Origin of the sequence: Actinomyces sp. ICM58 (assembly GCF_000283035.1) — a bacterium.
Taxonomy (GTDB): domain Bacteria; phylum Actinomycetota; class Actinomycetes; order Actinomycetales; family Actinomycetaceae; genus Pauljensenia.
Genome location: NZ_ALIY01000015.1, coordinates 14,699 through 36,531, shown reverse-complemented (window position 1 = coordinate 36,531; position 21,833 = coordinate 14,699). Strand labels below are relative to the sequence as shown.

At 66.7% G+C, this 21,833-nt stretch carries 24 protein-coding genes; all 24 read left to right on the top strand.

What is annotated here, in order from left to right:
- A partial coding sequence (gene rho, locus HMPREF1138_RS00750; protein WP_009055261.1) for a transcription termination factor Rho occupies nt 1–1,166 on the top strand: 1,166 nt, incomplete at its 5' end.
- A 108-nt stretch (nt 1,167–1,274) separates the two neighbouring features.
- On the top strand, nt 1,275–2,438 hold the full coding sequence (locus tag HMPREF1138_RS00745) for a DUF5129 domain-containing protein (protein WP_039936314.1): 1,164 nt from the start codon (nt 1,275–1,277) through the stop codon (nt 2,436–2,438).
- A gap of 122 nt (nt 2,439–2,560) precedes the next feature.
- Nucleotides 2,561–3,763, top strand: coding sequence for a DUF5129 domain-containing protein (locus tag HMPREF1138_RS00740; RefSeq protein WP_155887111.1), 1,203 nt, complete (start codon nt 2,561–2,563; stop codon nt 3,761–3,763).
- A gap of 253 nt (nt 3,764–4,016) precedes the next feature.
- Nucleotides 4,017–4,238, top strand: a complete 222-nt coding sequence (rpmE, locus tag HMPREF1138_RS00735; RefSeq protein ID WP_009055255.1) for a 50S ribosomal protein L31 — start codon at nt 4,017–4,019, stop codon at nt 4,236–4,238.
- A gap of 96 nt (nt 4,239–4,334) precedes the next feature.
- Nucleotides 4,335–5,429 carry a peptide chain release factor 1 gene (gene prfA / locus HMPREF1138_RS00730; protein ID WP_009055303.1) on the top strand — a complete coding sequence of 365 codons (1,095 nt, stop codon included), beginning with the start codon at nt 4,335–4,337 and terminating at the stop codon, nt 5,427–5,429.
- The gene (locus tag HMPREF1138_RS00725) at nt 5,426–6,337 is read left to right on the top strand and encodes a N5-glutamine methyltransferase family protein (RefSeq protein ID WP_039936308.1); all 912 of its coding nucleotides are present in this window, start codon (nt 5,426–5,428) and stop codon (nt 6,335–6,337) included. The genes prfA and HMPREF1138_RS00725 overlap by 4 nt, the downstream gene beginning before the upstream one ends.
- Before the next feature lie 5 nt (nt 6,338–6,342).
- The gene (locus tag HMPREF1138_RS00720) at nt 6,343–7,008 is read left to right on the top strand and encodes an L-threonylcarbamoyladenylate synthase (RefSeq protein WP_039936307.1); all 666 of its coding nucleotides are present in this window, start codon (nt 6,343–6,345) and stop codon (nt 7,006–7,008) included.
- Nucleotides 7,005–8,111, top strand: coding sequence for an MraY family glycosyltransferase (locus HMPREF1138_RS00715; protein WP_009055246.1), 1,107 nt, complete (start codon nt 7,005–7,007; stop codon nt 8,109–8,111). Before HMPREF1138_RS00720 ends, HMPREF1138_RS00715 begins: the two co-directional genes overlap by 4 nt.
- Nucleotides 8,108–8,401: a hypothetical protein gene (locus HMPREF1138_RS00710; RefSeq protein ID WP_009055264.1), complete on the top strand. Its 294-nt coding sequence runs from the start codon at nt 8,108–8,110 to the stop codon at nt 8,399–8,401. The genes HMPREF1138_RS00715 and HMPREF1138_RS00710 overlap by 4 nt, the downstream gene beginning before the upstream one ends.
- Before the next feature lie 81 nt (nt 8,402–8,482).
- Nucleotides 8,483–9,376, top strand: a complete 894-nt coding sequence (gene atpB, locus HMPREF1138_RS00705; protein ID WP_009055290.1) for a F0F1 ATP synthase subunit A — start codon at nt 8,483–8,485, stop codon at nt 9,374–9,376.
- Between the two features lie 41 nt (nt 9,377–9,417).
- Nucleotides 9,418–9,627, top strand: a complete 210-nt coding sequence (gene atpE / locus HMPREF1138_RS00700; protein ID WP_003792932.1) for an ATP synthase F0 subunit C — start codon at nt 9,418–9,420, stop codon at nt 9,625–9,627.
- A 5-nt stretch (nt 9,628–9,632) separates the two neighbouring features.
- Nucleotides 9,633–10,193 (top strand): F0F1 ATP synthase subunit B, encoded by a 561-nt coding sequence (locus tag HMPREF1138_RS00695; protein WP_009055307.1) that lies wholly within the window; start codon nt 9,633–9,635, stop codon nt 10,191–10,193.
- Entirely contained in the window at nt 10,190–11,008 is an 819-nt protein-coding gene (locus tag HMPREF1138_RS00690) for a F0F1 ATP synthase subunit delta (protein WP_009055259.1), read from the top strand. The genes HMPREF1138_RS00695 and HMPREF1138_RS00690 overlap by 4 nt, the downstream gene beginning before the upstream one ends.
- A 47-nt stretch (nt 11,009–11,055) precedes the next feature.
- Nucleotides 11,056–12,693 (top strand): F0F1 ATP synthase subunit alpha, encoded by a 1,638-nt coding sequence (gene atpA / locus HMPREF1138_RS00685; protein WP_009055240.1) that lies wholly within the window; start codon nt 11,056–11,058, stop codon nt 12,691–12,693.
- 3 nt (nt 12,694–12,696) lie between these two features.
- Nucleotides 12,697–13,626 carry a F0F1 ATP synthase subunit gamma gene (locus tag HMPREF1138_RS00680; RefSeq protein ID WP_009055282.1) on the top strand — a complete coding sequence of 310 codons (930 nt, stop codon included), beginning with the start codon at nt 12,697–12,699 and terminating at the stop codon, nt 13,624–13,626.
- A 25-nt stretch (nt 13,627–13,651) separates the two neighbouring features.
- Nucleotides 13,652–15,100 carry a F0F1 ATP synthase subunit beta gene (gene atpD / locus HMPREF1138_RS00675; protein WP_009055275.1) on the top strand — a complete coding sequence of 483 codons (1,449 nt, stop codon included), beginning with the start codon at nt 13,652–13,654 and terminating at the stop codon, nt 15,098–15,100.
- Complete coding sequence (locus tag HMPREF1138_RS00670; RefSeq protein WP_009055262.1) at nt 15,100–15,372, top strand: F0F1 ATP synthase subunit epsilon; 273 nt, start codon at nt 15,100–15,102, stop codon at nt 15,370–15,372. Before atpD ends, HMPREF1138_RS00670 begins: the two co-directional genes overlap by 1 nt.
- Nucleotides 15,373–15,397: 25 nt before the next feature.
- Nucleotides 15,398–15,802, top strand: coding sequence for a DUF2550 family protein (locus HMPREF1138_RS00665; RefSeq protein WP_009055250.1), 405 nt, complete (start codon nt 15,398–15,400; stop codon nt 15,800–15,802).
- Nucleotides 15,803–15,824: 22 nt separating this feature from the next.
- A complete protein-coding gene (nucS, locus tag HMPREF1138_RS00660) occupies nt 15,825–16,517 on the top strand; it encodes an endonuclease NucS (RefSeq protein ID WP_009055293.1) in 693 nt (230 codons plus the stop codon).
- Nucleotides 16,517–17,623, top strand: a complete 1,107-nt coding sequence (locus HMPREF1138_RS00655; protein WP_009055271.1) for a DNA glycosylase AlkZ-like family protein — start codon at nt 16,517–16,519, stop codon at nt 17,621–17,623. Before nucS ends, HMPREF1138_RS00655 begins: the two co-directional genes overlap by 1 nt.
- Before the next feature lie 26 nt (nt 17,624–17,649).
- On the top strand, nt 17,650–18,840 hold the full coding sequence (locus HMPREF1138_RS00650) for an N-acetylglucosamine-6-phosphate deacetylase (RefSeq protein ID WP_202898326.1): 1,191 nt from the start codon (nt 17,650–17,652) through the stop codon (nt 18,838–18,840).
- A 50-nt stretch (nt 18,841–18,890) separates the two neighbouring features.
- A complete protein-coding gene (locus HMPREF1138_RS11435; RefSeq protein ID WP_238318578.1) occupies nt 18,891–19,133 on the top strand; it encodes a hypothetical protein in 243 nt (80 codons plus the stop codon).
- A gap of 151 nt (nt 19,134–19,284) precedes the next feature.
- A complete protein-coding gene (locus HMPREF1138_RS00645) occupies nt 19,285–20,787 on the top strand; it encodes a hypothetical protein (protein ID WP_039936320.1) in 1,503 nt (500 codons plus the stop codon).
- Nucleotides 20,784–21,782, top strand: coding sequence for a hypothetical protein (locus HMPREF1138_RS00640; RefSeq protein ID WP_009055272.1), 999 nt, complete (start codon nt 20,784–20,786; stop codon nt 21,780–21,782). The genes HMPREF1138_RS00645 and HMPREF1138_RS00640 overlap by 4 nt, the downstream gene beginning before the upstream one ends.
- The last annotated feature ends 51 nt before the right edge of the window (nt 21,783–21,833 follow it).

Here is a 21,833-nt window from a genome sequence, read left to right as displayed (position 1 = left end):
AGGGCCGCGAGGGCCGCCCCGCGCGCGGCGGCGAGGACAACCTCGCGCCGATCGCCGGCATCCTCGACATTCAGGAGAACCACGCCTTCGTGCGCACCTCCGGCTACCTGCCCGGCCCGAATGATGTCTACGTGACGCTCGGCAACGTGCGCCGCTGGGGCCTGCGTGCCGGTGACGCCGTGGCCGGCGCCGTGCGCCTGCCCCGCGAGGGCGAGCGTCAGCGCCAGAAGTACAACGCCCTCGTGCGCGTGGACTCGGTCAACGGCATGACGGTCGAGCAGGCGCAGGCGCGCCGCGAGTTCGGCAAGCTGACCCCCGTCTACCCCTCCGAGCAGCTGCGCATGGAGACCTCGCCCAAGGCCTTCACACCCCGAGTGATCGACCTGGTCGCCCCCGTGGGCAAGGGGCAGCGCGGCCTCATCGTTTCCCCGCCCAAGGCCGGCAAGACGATGGTCATCCAGCAGATGGCCAAGGCCATCGAGCTGAACAACCCCGAGGTGCACCTCATGGTCGTCCTGGTGGACGAGCGCCCCGAAGAGGTCACCGACATGCGCTCGATCGTCAAGGGCGAGGTCATTGCCTCCACCTTCGACCGTCCCGCCTCCGACCACACGACCGTCGCCGAGCTGGCCATCGAGCGCGCCAAGCGCCTGGTCGAGCTGGGCCAGGACGTCGTCGTGCTCCTCGACTCGCTGACCCGCCTGTCGCGCGCCTACAACCTCGCGGCGCCCGCCTCGGGCCGTATCCTCTCCGGCGGCGTCGACGCCTCGGCCCTGTACCCGCCCAAGAAGTTCTTCGGTGCAGCCCGCAACATCTCCGAGGGTGGCTCGCTCACCATCATCGCCTCCGCCTTGGTGGAGACGGGTTCGAAGATGGACGAGGTCATCTTCGAGGAGTTCAAGGGCACCGGCAACATGGAGCTGCGCCTGTCGCGCCAGCTCGCCGAGCGCCGCATCTTCCCCGCGATCGACCTCAACGCCTCCGGCACCCGCCGCGAGGAGCTGCTGTTTGCGCCCGAGGAGCTACGCATCATGTGGAAGCTCCGCCGCGTCCTGGGCACCCTCGACCAGCAGCAGGGCCTCGAGCTGGTCCTCGACAAGCTCAAGGAGACCCAGTCCAACGCTGAGTTCCTTATGCTCATCCAAAAGACCACGCCTTCCGAGTGATCGGAGCGTCGGAGGCGGGGCGAGTGGCGAGAGCCGCTCGCCCCGTTTTCTGATGAGGTGTACGTGCGAATGCCGGACAACCGACAAGGCCTGTGCCAGAATTGGCGCATGGCGAACACGGCGCCGAATACGGCCAATACGCGGGCGGCACGGGGTGTCTCGCGCCGATCCTGGAGTGCTGTGCGCGGGTTTGCGCGCCTCGTTGTCGGTCTTGTCCTCTCGCTGCCGGCTCCCCTTCAGCTGGCAATCGCCATCTACGATCAGACCCATCACGGGATGGGGAAGGCGGTTGACTGGCCGCATTGGAGTGGCTGGATCATGGCGCTGTGCGGAATCGGCGTGCTGTGGGGCGGGGTCAGTCTTCGGCGCTCGAAGCGTCAGAAAATGACGAGGATCGCGCAGACTTGGGCATCCTTGGAAACGCAACGGGCGCGGGTTGAGCGTGTGTTCTCCGCGCTCGTTCGCGCCGGGCACTACGAGAGCGGACTGACTGCGCGCTACGAGTGTGCCCGAGCCGAACACGTCAGGGTTGGCGCTCGAATCGAGGAGTGCAGGTCTGCGGGTTTCTTCGCATCGCTCAGCGTGGCATCGGGCGGGGCCGAGGATGAGATCCTTGCGCAGATGGCTCGCCTTGCCCACGCGTATACAGCGATCATGGCTGCACGCGACTTGTTCGCCTTTGCGCCCGGCTGGCGCGACGTGTGGGACAACGAGATTGGCCCGATCATCGAAGACCTGGACGTCCTCGATGATGTCGCAGACACCCTCGAAGCAATCGGCACGGACCCCAATATTCTGACGGACATCGAGGCTTTCCGAGAGCATGTGGGGGATGACAAGGACACGGTGATCAACCTCGGAGAACGCCTCGAGGGCAGGCAGCTCGGTCCCGCCCAGGCACTGGAAGAACTCGACCGGATAGCCAACGAGGCGCGAGCGCGCACCGCGGAGCTCATCGAGGCGACTCTCGCTACCGATTCCTCGTCGCAGGGACGCGCACGCTACGCGCGATGGAAGGAAGCAGGAATCAGCCTGACCGCGGCTAACGCCGAGTACGACGGGGCCTACTGGAGCGAGGACGCAGATACTGATGTCGAGTACAATTCGGCAGCCACGATCCGACTGATCGCAAACTCCGCAGGCGTTGACTTCGAAGGGCTGCCAGCCCCGGCGACCGGTGTCCTGACGGCTGGCCGCGCATCCATCTATCTGCTGCCGATGTATCTTGATCGATATCTGACGTGCGATGTGGATGCGGCAGTTCCTCGTTGAGCACGTCGAGGGCGGACTATGGGTCCTCCTCGGGTGGCTTCTCGGGCTCCGGTTCCTCATCGTCCTTCTGATGGACATCACAGTGCTGAGCGGATGGGGGCGAAGCATGCCAAAGTGGAGCCATGACGCCAGTGACAAACGCTCCGATGAACAACGCCGCGCCCCCTGGCGCGCTCTCGCCAAACGCGCGCGGTTGTCTGCGCCTCGGAGCGGGCCTGGCCCTGTTCCTCGCGGCCCCCGCGTGGCTCGGCATCGCTTTACTGGTGGGCTTTTCGCGCGCGATCCAGTGGCCCGCCTGGTACGCGTGGGTGGCCTCGATCGTGGGCGTTGCCATCCTGGCGCGTGGCGCGATGCTGCAGCGCCTCTCGCGTGAGAGGACACGTGAGGCTATCAGGGGCTGGGAAGACCTGGAGAGGCGCCACGTGTCGGTCGACCTCGCTGTCGCGACGCTCCTGACAAGTGGGCGCTACGAGCGTGGCGTGACCGCGCGCTACCAGGCCGCCCGCGCGGAGCGTGAGAGGGCGCGAGCCGTGGTCGCCTCGTATGGTGCGTTATCCTCCCCCGCGTTGCTGAGCGCGGCGACGTCGCGGAGCGCGGAGCGGGTCGTCGCTAGCTTTCCCTCACTGATGGATGCCGACGCGGCGATGATGGCCGCGTGCGAGTTCTTCGATCGCGGTCCCAATTGGCGGAGGGTATGGGACAACGAGATGGGGGTCGTCTTTGAGGACCTGACTGTTATTGAGACCATCACGGACTCCATCCAGTGGCGCAGCAGGGAGCCGATGGCGAGAACCATGGTCACTTCCCTTGTCGAGTGGATGGATCAGCAACGCCTGGCCGTCATCGGCATCGGAGAGAGCCTCGATCGCGTAGCGATTACTCCCGCGCAGGCTCTTGAGCGCCTCGACGCCATCGCCGACGAGGCCAGGGTGCGTCTGGTGCGACTCATCGAGGCGGTTCTCGCCTCCGACACATCGATGCTTGGGCGCAGGCGCTACAAGCGCTGGCGCACTGGGGCGGGGGAAAAGCTGCGCACGAACGAAGTTCGCTACATCGGCGCGTACCGTATTGCTGGCGTGACGTATACCTACAATCCCGCCCAGGCGATTCGCCTGACGGCAAACAGTGCGGGTATCGATCTTGGGGGAAGCGCTGCCCATTCAACCGCGCGTTTCGTGGCATTCAACGCCGAGGTCTACGTGCCTCCCGCGTACCTCCACCGCTACCTCGTGTGGGACGGGATGTCGCGGTACGGCTCCTCGCGCGCGACCTACCTGACGTCGGCGGCGAACATTGGTCCGCACAGGAACGAGATCGCGTTCTAACCGAGGCCGGCGCCTCGTCTTCCAACTAGCGGGCACGGGGGACGATGGTCGGGCTTCACCCATAGCCGATCTCACGCCCACGGGGAGGGGCCGTCGTTGAAGCTGATGGGGTGCTGTGCGATAATGGCATGTCGGCTTACCGGTTCACCGGCATGCCCCAGGCGCTGCTCGCGCGCTGGAGGGCGAGCCCCCGCCAGATGCGGGGGACGCTGCATGTCCGGACCCGGAGCACCAAACGATCCAGGAGAATTCCATGCGTAAGGGCATTCACCCCGAATACGTGGACACCGTCGTGACCTGCACGTGCGGCAACTCGTTCCACACCCGTTCCACGATCACCTCCGGCGAGATGCGCGTGGACGTGTGCTCGGCCTGCCACCCGTTCTACACGGGCAAGCAGAAGATCCTCGACACCGGCGGCCGCGTCGCCAAGTTCGAGGCTCGCTACGGCAAGCGCGTGCGTCCCTCCAAGTGAGGGTGAGCGGCTAGCTCGACGGCGGTGTCGTCGGCCTGACGGCTGGCGGCGCCGCCGCATTTTTAAACTCTGAGAAGGACAAGGATGTGGTGAATCGTGGCCTCGACGGATGAGCTTGGAGCCCTGGGCCCGCTGCTGGAGGAATACGCGCAGGTCGAGGCGCAGATGGCGGATCCGGCGACCCTCGCGAATCCGCAGTTGATGCGCCGAGTGGGTAGGCGATACGCCGAGCTCGGGCGCGTCAAGGCGGCGGCTGATCGACTGAGCGCGGCCTCCGGCGACCTCCAGGCGGCACGCGAGCTTGCAGCCGAGGACCGCTCGTTCGCCGAGGAGATCCCCGCCCTCGAGGAGGAAGAAGCCGCCGCGCACGAGGCCCTCGTCACGATCCTTGTCCCGCGCGACCCAGAGGATGCCATGGACGTCATCCTCGAGATCAAGGCCGGTGAGGGCGGAGAAGAATCCGCACTTTTTGCCTCCGACCTGGCGCGCATGTACGGGCGCTATGCCGAGGCGCACGGCTGGAGCGTCACCGAGTTGAGCGCGACCCACACGGAACTGGGTGGCTTCAAGGACATCACACTGGCGATCCGCGCGAAGGGCACTCCCGCCCCCGACGAGGGCGTGTGGGCTCACTTGAAGTACGAGGGTGGCGTCCACCGCGTCCAGCGCGTGCCCGTCACCGAATCGCAGGGGCGCATCCACACGAGCGCCGTCGGCGTGTTCGTCATGCCCGAGATCGAGGACGATGACGAGATCGTCATTGATCCGGGCGACCTGCGCATCGACGTCTACCGCTCCAGCGGTCCCGGCGGCCAGTCGGTCAACACGACGGACTCCGCCGTGCGCATCACCCACATTCCCTCCGGCATCGTCGTGTCGATGCAGAACGAGAAGTCCCAGCTGCAGAACAAGGAGGCGGCCCTGCGCGTGCTGGCCTCGCGCCTCGCGGCGGAGGCTCGCGCGAAGAGGGAGGCCGAGGCCTCGGCTCAGCGCCTCTCGCAGGTGCGCACCGTGGACCGATCCGAGCGTATCCGCACGTATAACTTCCCGGAGAACCGCATCGCGGACCACCGCACGGGCTTCAAGGCCCACAACCTCGACGCTGTCCTGTCGGGCGCGCTCGACGCCGTCATCGCATCGTTGCAGGAGGCCGACGAGGCCGAACGCCTGGCCGCCGCGGCAAACGCATGAGCGAGCAGACGATGGGGACGTGGGAGGTCGCTGCGGCACGCGCATGGGCGCGCACACGCCTAGACGAGGCCGGGGTCGCCTCCCCGGATGCTGACGTGCGTGAGCTCCTCGAGTGGGCGTGCGACGCCTCCTCGCAGTGGGCCCTGCCGACCCACCTCAATGAGGACCAGAAGGAGAAGTTCTGCGCCGGCGTGAGCGAGCGTGCCCTGCGCATCCCCCTCCAGCACGTCACCGGCCGGATGTATTTCCGGTCTCTCACCCTCCAGTCGGTCCCCGGCGTCTTCGTCGTGCGCCCCGAAACGGAGGTCCTTGCCGGGCTCGCCATCGACGAGGCCGCGGCGGTTGTGGCTGCCAGGGGCGAGGCCCGCGTCGTCGACCTGTGCACCGGCTCGGGAGCCATCGCCCTCGCAGTCGCCACCGAGTCCGCCTGCACCGAGGTCTGGGCCGTGGAAAAGGAACCCGATCCTTTCGCGCTTGCCTGCCTCAACCGCGACCGGGTCGGCGCCTGCGGCCTCCACCTCGTGCGCGGCGACGCCACGCACCCCGCGACGCTGGGCTTCCTCGACGGCCTCGTCGACGTCGTCGTCACGAATCCCCCCTACGTGCCCGCCGACGAGATGCCCACCCAGCCCGAGGCGGCCGCCGACCCCCACGCGGCCCTCTACGGTGGCAGCGCGGACGGAACCGAGATCCCCGTGCGGATCATGCTCCGCGCCCTCTCGCTGCTGCGCCCCGGAGGCCTGCTGCTCATGGAACATTCGCCCACGCAGGAGCGGGTGATGCGCGAGCACGCGGCGCGCGTCGGCATGGTTGAGATCGACACCGCTGCTGACCTGGCGGGCCGCAAACGCTTCCTGCGTGCACGCGCGCCCAAGTCCGCGCAATCAAGCGCTTCCATGACACAATAAACGTGATGAGTAGTGAGACCATCCGACGCGCAACCACGTCCCTGAACGCCGACGACCTGGCCGATGCCCGGTCCGCTCTGGCCCAGGGACGACTGCTCGTCGTGCCTACCGACACCGTCTACGGCATCGGCTGCGACGCTGCCAACCCCGACGCCGTCGCCGCCGTCCTCGCCGCCAAGGGGAGGGGACGCCAGATGCCCCCTCCCGTTCTCGTCGCCTCCATCGACGCCATCGACTCCCTGTGCGTGGACGTGCCCGACTATGCTCGCGCGCTCGCCCGCGCCTTCTGGCCCGGTGGGCTCACCCTCATCCTGCGTGCGCGCCCCGACCTCGGCTGGGATCTGGGGGAGACGGGCGGCACGATCGGAGTGCGCATGCCCGACCAGGGCGCCCTCCTCGACCTCTTGGCCGACGTCGGCCCCATGGCGGTGACCTCGGCGAACCTGACCGGACAGCCTCCTGCCACCACGGTCGACCAGGCCATCTCCTCCTTCGGGGACGCCGTCTCCCTCTACCTCGACGCCGGGCCCACTGTCGGTTCCACGGCCTCGTCCATCGTCGACTGCGCCCACGGCGCCCCGCGCGTTCTCCGCATGGGAACCATCAGCCTCGCCGACCTGAGCGAGGCCGCCGGCGTCGCGATCGAAACGCCGGGGGAGGGGCGCGCGTGAAGGTCTACCTGCTGCTCGCCGCCATCGCGATGGCGCTCACCATCATCCTCACCCCGGTCGTGCGCTGGACGTGCCTACGCTTCAACATCGTGCCGCCCCTGCGCGGACGCGACCTGCAAAAGAAACCCATCCCGCGACTCGGCGGCGTCGCCATGACGCTTGCCCTGATCATCACGATGCTGCTGGCCTCGCGCATCCCCTACATGGCGCCCCTGTTCACCGGGACCATCCCGTGGGCCGTCATGTCCGGAGCCGGAGCCATGTGCGTGCTCGGAATCATCGACGACATCATCGAGCTGGACTGGATGGCCAAACTCGGAGGACAGGTGCTCATCGCGGGGGGCATGGCCTTCGGCGGCGTCCAGCTCGCGTCCTTCCCGATCTTCGGCCTGACGCTCGGGTCCTCCCGCCTGTGGCTCTTCGTCTCCGTCTTCTTCATCGTCGGAATCATGAACGCCGTCAACTTCATCGACGGTCTCGACGGCCTGGCATCGGGCATGATCGCGATTGGAGCTGGGTCCTTCTTCGTCTACTCCTACATCATCACCCGTCTGATGGGCGCGGCCTCCTACGCGACAACCGCCAGCCTCATCGTCATCGCGCTGCTCGGCGTGTGCACGGGCTTCCTCTGGTTCAACTTCCACCCCTCCTCGATCATGATGGGCGGGGGAGCGGAGACCATGGGCCTCGTCCTGGGAGCCGCCGGCATCATCGTGACGGGCAAGATCGACCCGACGCTCCTGGGCCGTCAACAGATGATCGTCTCCGCACTGCCCCTCATCCTGCCGCTATCCGTCATCTTCATGCCGGTCCTCGACCTGGTCGTCACCTCGATTCGGCGCATGAGGCGAGGCAAGAGCCCCTTCGTGGCGGACCGCTCCCACTTCCACGACCGCCTCCTCGTCGCCGGTCACTCCCACCGCGGGGTCGTCGCGATTCTGTGGATGTGGACTGCGATCGTGTGTGTTCCTGCCGTCGGCCTGCTCGTCTTCGACTGGTGGGTCGTCGCCCTGGTCGCGCTCATCGCGTCCTCCGTCGGTGTCGCCATCACCACCCGTGAATTCCCCAAGGAAGAACGCTCGCAAGAGGAGCCCGCCGTATGACTTACATCCTCGCCCTCGCCATGGTGGCCGTGATCTGCGGGGCGCAGTGGTTTTTCACGTCCCGCGCGTTGCGCTCTCCCGCGCGATTCCTGGCGTGGGTCAGCGGCGGATACGTCGCCAAGATCGCCCTCCTCGCGGCGGGACTGTACGTGCCGAAGGCGCTCGGCATGAACGTGCGCCTCGCCGCAATCGCGACGATCGTCGCGATTATCGTGTCGTCGACAGTGGAGATGATCGTCGTCGCCCGCAGGCGCACGATGACCGTCGAGCCGAGGTCCACCACCGAGTAACTGCTGCGCGTGCCATGCACCCGCTGATCTGTATAGAATGGTTCGAGTTGCTTGCATCGCAACGGCACCAATGGAGTGACAATGAAGGAGGCACGTTCCGTGTCCAATAACGCGCCTGCTCGCCGCACCGCAGCGTCAAAGCCGCGCTGGTATTGGGTGAGCCTCGCGATCCTACTCCTGATCATCGCCGCGACCGCGTACCCGGCCTTCACCCAGCACCCCCACCAGCCTGCTCTGGAGGACTTCTTCCCCACGGTGATCTTTGGTGAAGGAACGTTCTTCGAGTTCAACCGCCTCACCCTCGCCCGCGTCGTCATGGGAGTCCTCGTGAGCGTCGTCCTCGTGGCGGTGGCTCGCAAGCCGAAGCTGGTTCCCACGCGCTCACAGATGGCCGTGGAAGCCATCGCAGGATACATCCGCGACAACGTCGCCCTCGACATGCTCGGTCCCAAGACCGGACGCAAGTTCTCCGGCTTCATCGGCTTCCTGTTCTTCGGCGTCCTGTCGATGAACATCGCCGGCATCATCCCCGGCATCAACATCGCGGCTTCCTCCGTCGTCGCAGTGCCGATGGTCTTCGCGCTCATCACCTACGTGACCTTCATCGGCGCCGGCATCGCCAAGCAGGGCATCGGAGGATTCTTCTCCTCCCAGCTCTTCCCGCCCGGCCTGCCCGTGCCCATGTACCTGTTGATCACGCCCATCGAGTTCCTCTCGAACTTCATCGTTCGTCCCGTCACGCTGACGCTGCGACTCCTGTGCAACATGATCTCCGGTCACCTCCTGCTGGGCATGACCTACTTCGGCACGGCGATCCTGCTCCACGAACTCTCTGTCCTGTCGGCCGCCTCCGCCCTGACCGGCGCGGCGATGTTCGTGATGACCGGCTTCGAGGTCTTCGTGGCCTTCCTGCAGGCCTACATCTTCACGATTCTGTCGACCGTGTACATCAAGCTTTCCATCGAACATCACTGACCCCCAACGCCATCCGGCGTTACTAACAGAAGGAAACCACTATGGGAACCGCAGCATTCGCCTACATCGGCTATGGCCTCGCCACCCTGGGACCCGGCCTCGGTATCGGCCTCATGGTCGGCAAGACCCAGGAAGCGACCGCCCGTCAGCCCGAGGTTGCCGGCCGTCTCTTCACCAACATGATCATCGGCGCCGGCATGGTCGAGGCCCTCGGCCTCATCGGCTTCGTTCTGCCGCTCATCGTTAAGTGATCGCCATGCACCAGATTGTCGCCGCTGCGGACCAGGAGGTCGGCGGCCTCGCCGTCATCCTGCCGCCGCTGTACGAGATTTTCTGGTCGGCTCTCGTCCTGCTCATCGTCCTGCTCCTCGTCGGACGCTACGCGCTGCCTCGCATCTACAAGACGATGGACGAGCGCGCTGCGAAGATCGAGGAGGGCCTTGGCGCCGCCGAGCAAGCGAAGGCCGACCAGGCCGCCGCTGCACGCGAGCGCGAGGAGATCATTCGCCAGGCCCATGCCGAGGCGCACACGATTCGTGAGCGCGCCAACGACGAGGCGAAGGCCATCGTGGCCGCCGCCCGCCAGGAGGCCACCGGTGAAGCGAACCGCATCCTGGAGGGTGCGCAGCGCCAGATTCTCGCCGAGAAGCAGGCCGCGCAGATCTCGCTTCGTTCCGAGGTGGGCCTGCTCGCCTCCGAGCTCGCCGAGAAGATCATCGGCGAGCAGCTCACCGACACGGCTCTGACCTCGCGCGTCGTCGATCGTTTCCTCGATGAGCTCGAGGCCGACAGCGAGCTGGTCGAGGAGAAGCGATGACCCAGATGCGCACGATCGAGTCCGTCCCCTTCGCGGGTGACCTCGCGGCGGCACTCGCCGTCCCCGGCACCGACGCGATGCGGGTCGCCGAAGACTTCTTCGGCCTGGCCGACCTGTTCAAGGAGAACGCCCGCCTCGGGCGTGCGCTGACTGACCCGGCGCGTTCGACCGCTGACAAGCGTTCCCTGGCCGCGCAGGCTTTCGCCTCGCACGTGACCGGCGCGACCATGACGGTCCTCAACGCGCTCGTCGCTGAGCACTGGCGCCGACCCGCCGACGTCACCGATACGCTCGAGGTTCTGGGTATCCTCGGCGTGCTCAACGCTGCGGGGGCGCACAGCGCACTCGACCAGGTCCGCGAGGAACTCTTCCAGGTGCGCTACTTCCTGGCGCACCACCGCGAGGTGCGCGTGCGCCTCTCTGATACCTCTAAGGGCAACTCCCACGAGCGCGGCGATATCGCCAGCAGGCTCTTCGCGCAGCGCGTCAGCGTCTGGACGATGCGCCTGCTGCGCCGCGCCGTCGGACGATCGAACCACGGTCGCCTCCTGCACAACCTGCGCAGGTACGCGCAGTGGGCGGCGACCATGCAGGATCGCCTCTTCGTGACGGTGGCCGTGGCCTCGCCCATGAGCCAGGCGCAGGTTGAGCGCCTGCGCGCGATTCTGACGAAGCGCTACGGCACGCCCATTGACCTGGCGATCTCGATCGACCCGGACATCGTCGGCGGTTTCCGCCTGCGCGCAGGCATGAGCGCCATCGACGCTTCGCTGGCCAGCCGAATCAGTGCAGCGCGCGACGCGATTGCCAGCTAGCACCTCTCGTACACACACTATTTTCTTTTACCTAGTTAGGAATCCTCATGGCTGACCTCAGCATCTCCCCGGAGGAAATCCGAGGAGCACTGGACTCCTTCATGGAGTCCTACCGTCCGGCGGACGTGGCCACCGAAGAGGTGGGTCACGTCATCGAAACGGCCGATGGTATCGCGCACGTCGAGGGCCTGCCCGGCACCATGGCGAACGAACTGCTGCGCTTCGAAGACGGGACGCTGGGCCTGGCCATGAACCTCGACCAGCGCGAGATCGGCGCCGTCGTCCTCGGTGACTTCGGCGGCATCGAAGAGGGCCAGGTCGTCCACCGCACTGGAGAGGTCCTCTCCGTGCCTGTCGGCGACGGCTACCTCGGTCGCACGGTCGACCCCCTGGGCCGCCCGATCGACGGCCTCGGCGAGATTACGGACCTCGAGGGGCGCCGCGCGCTCGAGCTGCAGGCCCCCGGCGTCATGATGCGTAAGAGCGTCCACGAGCCCCTCGCCACGGGCCTGAAGGCCATCGACTCGATGATCCCCGTCGGCCGCGGCCAGCGCCAGCTCATCATCGGTGACCGCAAGACCGGCAAGACGGCCATCGCCCTCGACACGATCCTCAACCAGCGCGACAACTGGAAGAGCGGCGACCCCAACAAGCAGGTGCGCTGCATCTACGTGGCGATCGGTCAGAAGGGCTCGACCATTGCCTCGGTGCGCTCCACGCTCGAGGACGCCGGCGCCATGGAGTACACGACCATCGTGGCCTCCCCGGCCTCGGACCCCGCCGGCTACAAGTACATGGCCCCCTACACCGGCTCGGCCATCGGCCAGCACTGGATGTACCAGGGCAAGCACGTCCTCATCGTCTTCGATGACCTGTCCAAGCAGGCCGAGGCCTACCGTGCGGTGTCGCTGCTGCTGCGTCGCCCGCCGGGGCGCGAGGCCTACCCGGGCGATGTCTTCTACCTGCACTCGCGCCTGCTGGAGCGCTGCGCGAAGCTGTCGGACGCCCTCGGCGGCGGCTCGATGACGGGCCTGCCGATCATCGAGACGAAGGCAAACGACGTGTCGGCCTATATTCCGACGAACGTCATTTCGATCACCGACGGCCAGATTTTCTTGCAGTCCGACCTGTTCAACGCGAACCAGCGTCCCGCCGTCGACGTGGGTATCTCGGTGTCTCGTGTCGGTGGCGCCGCGCAGCCCAAGGCCATGAAGAAGGTCGCCGGTACGCTCAAGCTCACCCTCGCGCAGTACCGCTCGATGGCCGCCTTCGCCATGTTCGCCTCCGACCTGGACGCCGCGACCCGCCGCCAGCTCACCCGCGGTGAGCGTCTCATGGAGCTGCTCAAGCAGCCCCAGTCGACGCCCTACGCCATGGAAGACCAGGTCGCCTCCATCTGGATGGGAACGAACGGCTACCTTGACGACATCGAGGTCTCCGACGTCCTGCGCTTCGAGCGCGGCCTGCTGGACCACCTTCACGCGAACTCCACCGTCCTGGACACCATTGCTGCAACCGGCGACCTGACCAAGGACACCGAAGAAGCCCTCAAGAACGCTGTCGAGGAGTTCCACCGCCAGTGGCTGAGCGCCGGGCGCGGCGTGAGCGACCTGGAAGAGGGTGAGGTCTCGGCGGAGCGCACCCGCGAGGAGATCTCGCGCGGCCGCACGAACGAGAAGGCCTAACCGATGGGCGGACAGCAGAGGATCTACAAGCAGCGCATCGCCTCGACGACGACGCTCGCGAAGGTCTTCCGCGCCATGGAGATGATCGCTGCGTCTCGTATTGGCGCGGCTAGGCGTGCTGCCACCGAGGCGGGGCCCTACGAGAAGGCCCTGACCCAGGCGGTCGCGGCGGTCGCGGTCCACACCGACCTCGATCACCCGCTGACGGAAGACCGCGAGGACACCCAGCGAGTCGCCATCCTGGTCGTGGCATCGGATCGTGGCATGGCGGGAGCCTACTCGGCGACCATTCTGCGTGAGTCGGAGAAGCTGATCGCCGACCTGGAGGCGGACGGCCGCGAGCCTGTGCTCTACACCTTCGGGCGCAGGGCGGCGGCGTACTTCCGCTTCCGTGGCGTCCCGATCGAGCGTGAGTGGGAGGGCGAATCGGATTCGCCGTCTGCCGACACCGCGCGCGACATCGCGCGCGTGCTCCTGGAACGATTCTTGGACGAGGACCCCGCGACTGGCGTTGGCGAGCTTCATCTCGTCTACACGCGCTTCAAGACGGTCATGAGCCAAGTTCCCGAGGTGCGCCAGATGCTGCCGCTGACGGTCGTGGACGCCCCCGAGTCCGACGAGGAGCGCACGGTCGAACGCGGCTACGCCGATGACCCGGCCTCGGCGCTGCCCGAGTACGAGTTCATTCCCTCGCCCGAGGCTGTCCTGGATACGCTGCTGCCTCTCTACGTCGAGGCGCGCATTCACAACGTCTTGCTTCAGTCGGCGGCGTCCGAACTGGCATCGCGCCAGCGCGCCATGCACACGGCGACGGACAACGCCCAGGAGCTGATCACGAAGTACACGCGTCTGGCGAACTCGGCCCGCCAGGCGGAAATTACCCAGGAAATCACCGAAATCGTGGGCGGGGCCGACGCTCTGGGCGCGAGCTGAGCCCTTCGAGACACGGAGTAAAATAATGACTGATACACCTGCAATCGCCGAGGGGCGCGTCGCCCGCGTCGTCGGCCCTGTCGTCGATGTCGAGTTTCCCCCGGACCGCATCCCGCCCCTGTACAACGCGCTGACGGTCGAGGTTAACCTCGCCGGCCAGGGCGAGGGCGAGTCGAGCTTCACGATGACCCTCGAGGTCGCCCAGCACCTCGGCGACAACCTCGTGCGGACGATCGCGCTCAAGCCCACGGACGGCCTCGTGCGCGGCGCCCCCGTCACCGACACCGGCGCCCCCATCTCCGTTCCCGTCGGTGACGTGACCAAGGGCCACGTCTTCAACGTGACCGGCGACGTGCTCAACCTCGAAGAGGGCGAGACCCTCGAGGTCACCGAGCGCTGGCCGATCCACCGCCAGCCCCCGGCCTTCGATCAGCTCGAGGCCCGCACCAAGATGTTCGAGACCGGCATCAAGGTTATCGACCTTTTGACCCCCTACGTCCAGGGCGGCAAGATCGGCCTCTTCGGTGGCGCGGGCGTCGGCAAGACCGTCCTTATCCAGGAGATGATCCAGCGCGTGGCACAGGACCACGGCGGCGTCTCCGTGTTCGCCGGCGTCGGCGAGCGTACCCGTGAGGGCAACGACCTGATCGGTGAAATGGAAGAGGCGGGCGTCTTCGACAAGACCGCCCTCGTGTTCGGCCAGATGGACGAGCCGCCGGGCACGCGTCTGCGCATCGCCCTGACCGGCCTGACGATGGCGGAGTACTTCCGCGATGTTCAGCACCAGGACGTGCTGCTGTTCATCGACAACATCTTCCGCTTCACCCAGGCGGGCTCCGAGGTCTCCACGCTGCTGGGCCGCATGCCCTCGGCCGTGGGTTATCAGCCCAACCTGGCTGACGAGATGGGCCAGCTCCAGGAGCGCATCACCTCCGCCGGTGGCCACTCGATCACCTCCCTGCAGGCGATTTACGTGCCCGCCGACGACTACACCGACCCGGCGCCGGCGACGACCTTCGCTCACCTGGATGCGACGACCGAGCTTTCCCGTGAGATCGCGGCCAAGGGCATTTACCCCGCCGTCGACCCGCTGGCTTCGTCCTCGCGCATCCTTGATCCGGCCCTGGTGGGTCGCGAGCACTACGACGTTGCCACGCACGTCAAGGCCATTTTGCAGAAGAACAAGGAACTGCAGGACATCATCGCCATCCTTGGCGTCGACGAGCTGAGCGAAGACGACAAGATCACGGTTGCACGTGCACGCCGCATCGAGCAGTTCCTCTCACAGAACATGTACATGGCCGAGAAGTTCACGGGTGTTCCCGGCTCGACCGTGCCGCTGTCGGAGACTATCGAGGCGTTTAAGCGCATCGCCGAAGGTCACTATGACGATGTTCCGGAGCAGGCGTTCTACAACTGCGGTGGCATCGACGACCTGGAGCGCAACGCCCACGAACTGGCCAAGGAAGCCTGATGGCATCGGGCAAGTCCTTGCAGGTGGAGGTCGTCTCTCACGAGGGACGACTGTGGCACGGCGCGGCGCTGTCGGTGCAGATCCCGACCGTTGACGGCAGCCTGGGTATTCTCCCGGGCCGCCAGCCGCTGCTCGCCCAGCTGGGCAGCGGCACCGTGACGGTCACGTGTTCCGGCGAGGTCGTGTCTTTCGAGGTCAGTGGGGGATTCGCCTCAATTGACTTGGACTTTGTCACGCTCGTCGCCGATAGCGCTACAGTGACAGCACAGTAGGTTGACGAGACGCGAGGAGGACCTCATGACCCTGATCCATGGTGCGATGTGGTGTGCGGTTCTCCTCGCGTGCGTTGGAGTGATCCTGTGGGCGTACATGAATGTTCGCGCCCGCAGGATCACGTCGCGTTTGGGGGCCTTCCGCTGCTGGTCGCGCCCTGACTATCACGCGGGATGGACCGCCGGTATCGGCGTGTACGGCGTCGACGAACTGTCGTGGTATCGGCTCGTCGGCATGTCCTTTACACCGGTCTACTCGATCCCTCGCCGCGGGATGGAGGTTTCCGCGCCGATCTCGCACACCGCCGATGGGGCGATGGTTGAGGTTCGCCTGGCCTATGGTGAGCATCGTTACGAGGTCGCCGTGGAACGCCTGACATATAACGGGTTAGTGTCCTGGGTGGAGTCGGGTCCTCCTCGCCGCCCGTGAGTGGGATTGGTAAGCTCACGGGGTGCGTATTGTTATTGCTTCTTGCACCGTTGATTATTCCGGTCGTCTGAGCGCCCACCTTGACCCCGCGAAGCGCGTCATCATGCTCAAGGGTGATGGCTCGGTTCTTATCCATTCCGAGGGCGGCTCCTACAAGCCTCTGAACTGGATGACGGCGCCGTGTACGGTCACCGTCGGGGAGCCTTCGGAGGACGAGGAGGGCGTGGAGGCCGTGTGGACGGTGCAGGCCGATAAGACGGACGACAAGCTGATCATTCGTATTCACGAGGTGTTCGCGGACGTCAGCGAGGATCTGGGTGTGGACCCCGGCCTCGTGAAGGACGGAGTGGAGGCGCACCTGCAGGAGCTGCTGGCCGAGCAGGTTCCGCAGATTTTCGGAGAGGGCTGGGAGCTGGTGCGTCGCGAGTTCCCCACGCCCGTGGGTCCCGTGGATCTCATGGTGCGCGACGCCGACGGCAACCATGTCGCGATCGAGGTGAAGCGTCGCGGCGGCATTGACGGCGTCGAACAGCTGACGCGCTATCTGTCGTTGCTGGGACGCGACGCGCTCCTGGGTGACGTGACGGGTATTTTCGCCGCTCAGGAGATCACGAAGCAGGCGCGCACCCTCGCGGAGGACCGCGGGATTCGTTGCGTGGTCCTGGACTACGACGCGATGCGCGGGGTGGATGACCCCGAGTCTCGACTGTTCTGATGGACGCATCCAAGAGGGTGAGCCTGGGGAGAATTATCGCCCAAGGACTCGTACCTGCGACCGCAGCGCGCTCACCGCTGGATGCCGTTGAGAATCTGGCGGCGCTGCAAGGCCAGCAGGCCAGCGCGATCCCGTGGGCGATTGGCGTGCGCTGCCAGGGCGCGTCGCGCGCCGACATTGAGGATTCGTTCGCGCGAGGTGAATTGGTTCGGTCCTGGCCGATGCGTGGCACCGTGCACGTCACGAGCGGGCGCGACCACCACTGGCTGCGTCGCTTGCTGCGCCATCGACGTGCGGCGTGGGAACGCCAGGCGGTTGCCCTGGGCCTCGATGATGCGAGTGTCGAGCGTGCTGCTCAGGTGGCGTGCGAGCTGCTGGAGGCGTCGCCGATGGGGGTGAGCCGAGGGGAGCTGGTTGAGGCGTGGGCGCGCAGCGGGATCGACACGGTGACGGCCTCTTCCTCCGGTGCGGGCCTGCGTCGTCGCCACCTCGTGATGCGCCTGCACATGGACGGGCTGGTGACCTCGGGTCCCGTGCGAGGGGGAGAACACCTGATCGTCGACGCTCGCCCGCTGCCCGGAGCCCCGGGAGTAGCGAAGGGGGAGTCGGGGCACGAGGAGGCCCTCGCGGTGCTGGCCGCGCGCTACGCCTGGGGGCACGGTCCCATCGACGAGGCCGACTTGGCCAGGTGGACCGGGTTGACCGTGACGGAGGCGCGTCGGGCGATGGCCGGCGCGCGCGAGGCGGGGGAGAGCATGGGCTTTCCCCTGGCAGAGTTCGACGGTGCTCTGGCGCGTGCCGATCTTAGTGATCTCGTGGAAGAGTGCCGCGCCGAGGCGGAGGCTATGCACGCTCTCCCTTCATTCGACGAGCTGCACGTGGGCTACAAGGACCGCTCCTGCCTGACTGACGACGCCCTCGAGGCCCTGATCTGCCCGGCGAAGAACGGCATGTTTCGCCCGATCGCTGTCGAGGGCGGTCGGGTGGTGGCCGTGTTGGCTCCCGGGCGTCAGGTCGTGGTGGCCCCGGGATGCCAGTCCCAGGAAGAGTCGGCGCGGCGTGCGTTCGACGAATGGGAGAAATGGTTGTCTAAGACACAGCGATGAAGTGTCAGGTGTGCCACAATGTTGGCATGACTGATTCTGTGTTGCGCGGCCGTCTTGTCCTGGAGGATTCCATCGTCGAGGATGGAATCATCGAGATCGACGGCTTGACCATTTCCCGTGTATGTCCCGCGTCCGACTACGAGGGCGAGCTGCCCGAGCCCACCGATTCGACGTTCCTCCCCGGCCTCGTCGATGTGCATTGCCACGGCGGTGGCGGGGAGTCCTTCCCCAACGCCGAGACTGCCGAGGCGGCCCTCGTCGCCGTCAAGGAGCATCGCCGCCACGGGACGACAACCCTTGTCGCCTCCTGCGTGACGGCCTCGGCCGAGGTACTGCGAGCGCGTGCCAAGACCCTGGCGGAGCTGGCGCTCGCCGGAGAGATCGCGGGCATCCACTTCGAGGGCCCCTTCGTCTCCCACGAGCGCTGCGGCGCCCAGGACCCGACCTACATCATCGACCCGGACGCGCAGCTCACGCGCACCCTCATCGACGACTGCCAGGGATACGCGCTGTCGATGACGCTGGCCCCCGAGAAGCCCGGCGCCTACGGCCCCGGATCGGTGGCCGAGGCCCTCATCGACGGGGGAGCGGTGCCCTCCTGGGGCCACACCGACTCGAATTCGACGAAGGCCCGCGAGGCCTTGGAATACTCGCGCGAGCGTTTCGCGCAGGTCGCCACGAAGCGCGGCCCACGTGCGACCATCACGCACCTGTTCAACGGCATGCGCCCGCTTCACCACCGCGACACCGGTCCGATCGCCGAGTTCCTCTCCGATGCCGCGCGCGGCGGCGCTGTCGCCGAGCTGATCTGCGACTCCATTCACGTGTCCCCCTCGCTGGTGCGCGACGTGTACGAGATGGTGGGTCGCGAGCACGTCGTCTTCATCACGGATGCGATGGCGGCGGCAGGCATGGCCGACGGCGAATATACGCTCGGCCCCCAGGACGTCATCGTCAAGGACGGTGTCGCGCGCCTGGCGCAGGGCAACGCCATTGCGGGCGGCACGGCGCATCTGATGGATTGCGTGCGCGTGGCCGTTACCCGCGGGGGCATTCCCCTGGTCGACGCGGTCTACATGGCTTCCGCTCAGGGAGCCGCGATCCTCGGCGATGACACCGTCGGTGCTCTTGCGCCCGGTAAGAAGGCCGACATCGTCGAGGTCGGCGAGGACCTGCACGTGCGCCGCGTCTGGCGACGTGGCACTGTGGTTGCGTGAGAGGTAAACGAAGCAAGAAACGACCGTGGGGCGAGGCGCGTCCGCTGCAGATGGACCGCCTCGCCTCCGTGCCGCGCACGGAACGTGGGCCGGATGGAGGCGACTATCAGGTGCGGCGCCTTCCCAGCGCCGCCAAGGAGTACACTTGCCCCGCCTGCCTGCGACCCATCCCAGTCGGAACCGCGCACATCGTCGCGTGGCCGGAGGAAGCCCCCTTCGGTTTGCCGCAGGGGGTCGAGGGGCGCCGACACTGGCATTCGGAGTGCTGGCGACGGGGGCTGCGGCCCCTGTGACGAGAGATGTGATGTATCACTGCCCCGCGTGCACATGTGCCTGTTCACAGTGTTTGCACGTAAAGTGGGGTCTGAAGAATGCCCGCAGTGTGGGCGTTGGACCTGAGGAGCAACCGTGGAACTCTTGAAGCGATACGTGGCGGCATCGTCGATGGGCGCTGTCGCACTCGTATGCGTCCTTGTCGGGCTGCTCGGCGTGACCGTCCTGCGGCCGCCGACGCAGCAGGTGTCGTCGGTGGATTCGGCGACCGACCTGATCATGACGCGTGACAACGTGTTGTCGATCGTCAAGGATGACGTCAAGGTCACCGCGACCTCGAAGTCGGGCGCGCCCGTGACGCTCGTGATCGGCACCTCGCAGGACGCGAAGGGGTGGATCGGCAATGCCGCCTACACCGAGGTCATCGGCATTGAGGCAGATCGCAACAAGCTCAAGGCCGAATCCCACGCGGCGAACGGAACGGGCCTGGTGAACCCGAACGTCAGCTCGCAGCCGGGCAGCCAGTCGGGCGCGCACAGCAACGCGCAGTCGGGCGTGCAGTCCGGCGCCGAGCCTATCGCCGACCCGACGTCCGCGCAGCTGACGGATCAGCTGGCGAAATCCCCGATGTGGTTCAAGCAGGAGAGCGGCGCGGGCTCCGTGTCCATCGACCTGGAGAACGTGCCCAGCGGCCGCTCTGCCGTTGCCGCCTCCGCGGGCGGCCCCGACGACCTGACGCTGACGCTGACCTGGAAGGTCGAACAGACCAACATGCTGGCGATCATCGCCTTCCTGGCGGCCTGCGTGTTTGCCCTCATCGCCCTCGCGCTTTTCCTCACCCGCTGGCAGCTCCTCCGCCTGCGCAAGATTCGCGCCCAGCGCATTGAGGAGCGCCGGAAGGCCGACTCTCTCGAGACCTCGTCGATCAACTCCGCCGAGGTGGCCGAGCGCATCGCGGCTGCCCGCGAGTCCGGCCCGGCTTCCGCGCCCGCTCCTGCCGTGGACGAGGCAGCGGAGGCCGATAGCGCCAAGGAACAGGTTGAGGAACCCGTCGCGGAGAACGCCGCCGAGAACCCCGAGGAGTACGCCGAGGATACGTCGCGTAACTCTGTGTGGGGTGCCGCCGCATTCGCCGCGACCCCGGACCAGGCACTCGCCTCCGCCCCCTCGGCTGAAGACACCGCCATTCGTGAGGCCATCGTCGTCGAGCCGGATACCGAGCCCGTGGTGCGCGAGTCAATCGTCGGCGTGCCCGCCCCCGATTACAGCGAGCCCTCCGCGCCGCAGGAGTACGTGCCCGACCCGATGACCGACACCTTCGAGCGCCGCGGCCGCCATGGCCTCGACAATGGGCCCGTCGATGAGGATCCGCCCGAGCGCGCGACGACCGACACCGGCGTCATCGACCTGTCTGGCATTCGCGGAGGACGCACGCTCCCGTCCCGCCGCGCTCTGCGCGAGGCCCGTAACAAGGGCGAAGAGGTCGTTGTCGTCGACGGTCAGGAATTCAACACCGGCCTGATCCCGATCACCCGCCCGCGCAGCGCCGAGGAGCAGGTCCCCGCACCAGCCCCCGCGCCCACGTCTGCTCCCGACGACGACGCGTCGGCGACCGGAGGCTGGACCTCGATCATGTCCGGCTGGCTCAAGGACCGTCAGGGAGGACAGCAGTGAAACGACGGACCCTCGCGGCGGCCAGCGCCGCCCTGTTGATGGCATCCGCGCTCGGCGTGAGCGCCTGCTCCAGCGAAATCGTCGCCCAGTCGGGCTCCGGTGCGCAGAGTACGGCAAATCTTGACCTTGAGCGCATTTCGTCGGTGCTGGCGGACGTCGGCGGTGCCATGGCGAGCGCGGACGCCTCCCTCAACGCCTCCGATCTCGGCGACAAGGTGACCAACGGCGCCCTCGAGACCCGCACCGCTCAGTACGCACTGGCCACCGCCACGGGTCAGGCGCCGTCGACCCTCGACTTCGAACCCACGTCGCTGGCGATCACGAACTCAGACTCCTGGCCTCGCGCAATCTTCAACATTTCGAACGGCTCCTCCACGGCGCTGCCCGTGCTCCAGGTCTACGTGCAAGACTCGGCGCGTTCGGACTACAGGCTGACGAACTACGCGCGCCTGCTCGGCGGCACCCAGCTGACGCTGCCCCCCGTGGGCACAGGTTCCGCCTACGTGACGGGCGACTCCGAGGGCTTCACCGTGAGCCCCGATGCCGCGCTCACGCAGTACATCACGATGCTGAACTCGGGTACCCAGGACACCAGCCAGTTCGTCGCAGACGAGTTTACGAAGCAGACCCTCCAGCAAGTCACCGACCTGAACTCCTCGGTCAGCGCCGCTGGCTCCGTCACGATGGCGGCCACCGCCACGGACTACCCGATTTCTGGCCTGGTTCTGCAGGACGGCTCCGCGCTGGTCGCCGCGAATCTGAAGTACACGCTGACCTATCAGCGCACGGTCGCCGGCTCCACGATGAACCTGGGCGGCACGACCGCATCGCTCAGCAAGGACGGCACGACGGTCGAGGGCACGGCGACGGTCGACTACATCGAAACCGTCATCATGCGGATCCCCTCCCAGAAGGCGGGCGGCAACGTGCAGATCGTCGGTGGCGACCGATCCATCGTCAAGGTCGCCCTCGATTCTTCGTCCAGCCCGGGCTGATTTTCACCCGTAGCGCACACGTCGTCCCCGCGCCCAGTGGCGTGGGGACGA

What these genes read in the sequence shown, in the direction of transcription:
- HMPREF1138_RS00745 (WP_039936314.1), top strand. Translation starts at nt 1,275, where the DNA reads ATGGCGAACACGGCGCCGAATACGGCCAATACGCGGGCGGCACGGGGT.
- HMPREF1138_RS00740 (WP_155887111.1), top strand. Translation starts at nt 2,561, where the DNA reads ATGACGCCAGTGACAAACGCTCCGATGAACAACGCCGCGCCCCCTGGC.
- rpmE (WP_009055255.1), top strand. Translation starts at nt 4,017, where the DNA reads ATGCGTAAGGGCATTCACCCCGAATACGTGGACACCGTCGTGACCTGC.
- HMPREF1138_RS00725 (WP_039936308.1), top strand. Translation starts at nt 5,426, where the DNA reads ATGAGCGAGCAGACGATGGGGACGTGGGAGGTCGCTGCGGCACGCGCA.
- HMPREF1138_RS00720 (WP_039936307.1), top strand. Translation starts at nt 6,343, where the DNA reads ATGAGTAGTGAGACCATCCGACGCGCAACCACGTCCCTGAACGCCGAC.
- HMPREF1138_RS00710 (WP_009055264.1), top strand. Translation starts at nt 8,108, where the DNA reads ATGACTTACATCCTCGCCCTCGCCATGGTGGCCGTGATCTGCGGGGCG.
- atpB (WP_009055290.1), top strand. Translation starts at nt 8,483, where the DNA reads ATGAAGGAGGCACGTTCCGTGTCCAATAACGCGCCTGCTCGCCGCACC.
- atpE (WP_003792932.1), top strand. Translation starts at nt 9,418, where the DNA reads ATGGGAACCGCAGCATTCGCCTACATCGGCTATGGCCTCGCCACCCTG.
- HMPREF1138_RS00695 (WP_009055307.1), top strand. Translation starts at nt 9,633, where the DNA reads ATGCACCAGATTGTCGCCGCTGCGGACCAGGAGGTCGGCGGCCTCGCC.
- HMPREF1138_RS00690 (WP_009055259.1), top strand. Translation starts at nt 10,190, where the DNA reads ATGACCCAGATGCGCACGATCGAGTCCGTCCCCTTCGCGGGTGACCTC.
- atpA (WP_009055240.1), top strand. Translation starts at nt 11,056, where the DNA reads ATGGCTGACCTCAGCATCTCCCCGGAGGAAATCCGAGGAGCACTGGAC.
- HMPREF1138_RS00680 (WP_009055282.1), top strand. Translation starts at nt 12,697, where the DNA reads ATGGGCGGACAGCAGAGGATCTACAAGCAGCGCATCGCCTCGACGACG.
- atpD (WP_009055275.1), top strand. Translation starts at nt 13,652, where the DNA reads ATGACTGATACACCTGCAATCGCCGAGGGGCGCGTCGCCCGCGTCGTC.
- HMPREF1138_RS00670 (WP_009055262.1), top strand. Translation starts at nt 15,100, where the DNA reads ATGGCATCGGGCAAGTCCTTGCAGGTGGAGGTCGTCTCTCACGAGGGA.
- HMPREF1138_RS00665 (WP_009055250.1), top strand. Translation starts at nt 15,398, where the DNA reads ATGACCCTGATCCATGGTGCGATGTGGTGTGCGGTTCTCCTCGCGTGC.
- HMPREF1138_RS00655 (WP_009055271.1), top strand. Translation starts at nt 16,517, where the DNA reads ATGGACGCATCCAAGAGGGTGAGCCTGGGGAGAATTATCGCCCAAGGA.
- HMPREF1138_RS00650 (WP_202898326.1), top strand. Translation starts at nt 17,650, where the DNA reads ATGACTGATTCTGTGTTGCGCGGCCGTCTTGTCCTGGAGGATTCCATC.
- HMPREF1138_RS11435 (WP_238318578.1), top strand. Translation starts at nt 18,891, where the DNA reads ATGGACCGCCTCGCCTCCGTGCCGCGCACGGAACGTGGGCCGGATGGA.
- HMPREF1138_RS00645 (WP_039936320.1), top strand. Translation starts at nt 19,285, where the DNA reads ATGGGCGCTGTCGCACTCGTATGCGTCCTTGTCGGGCTGCTCGGCGTG.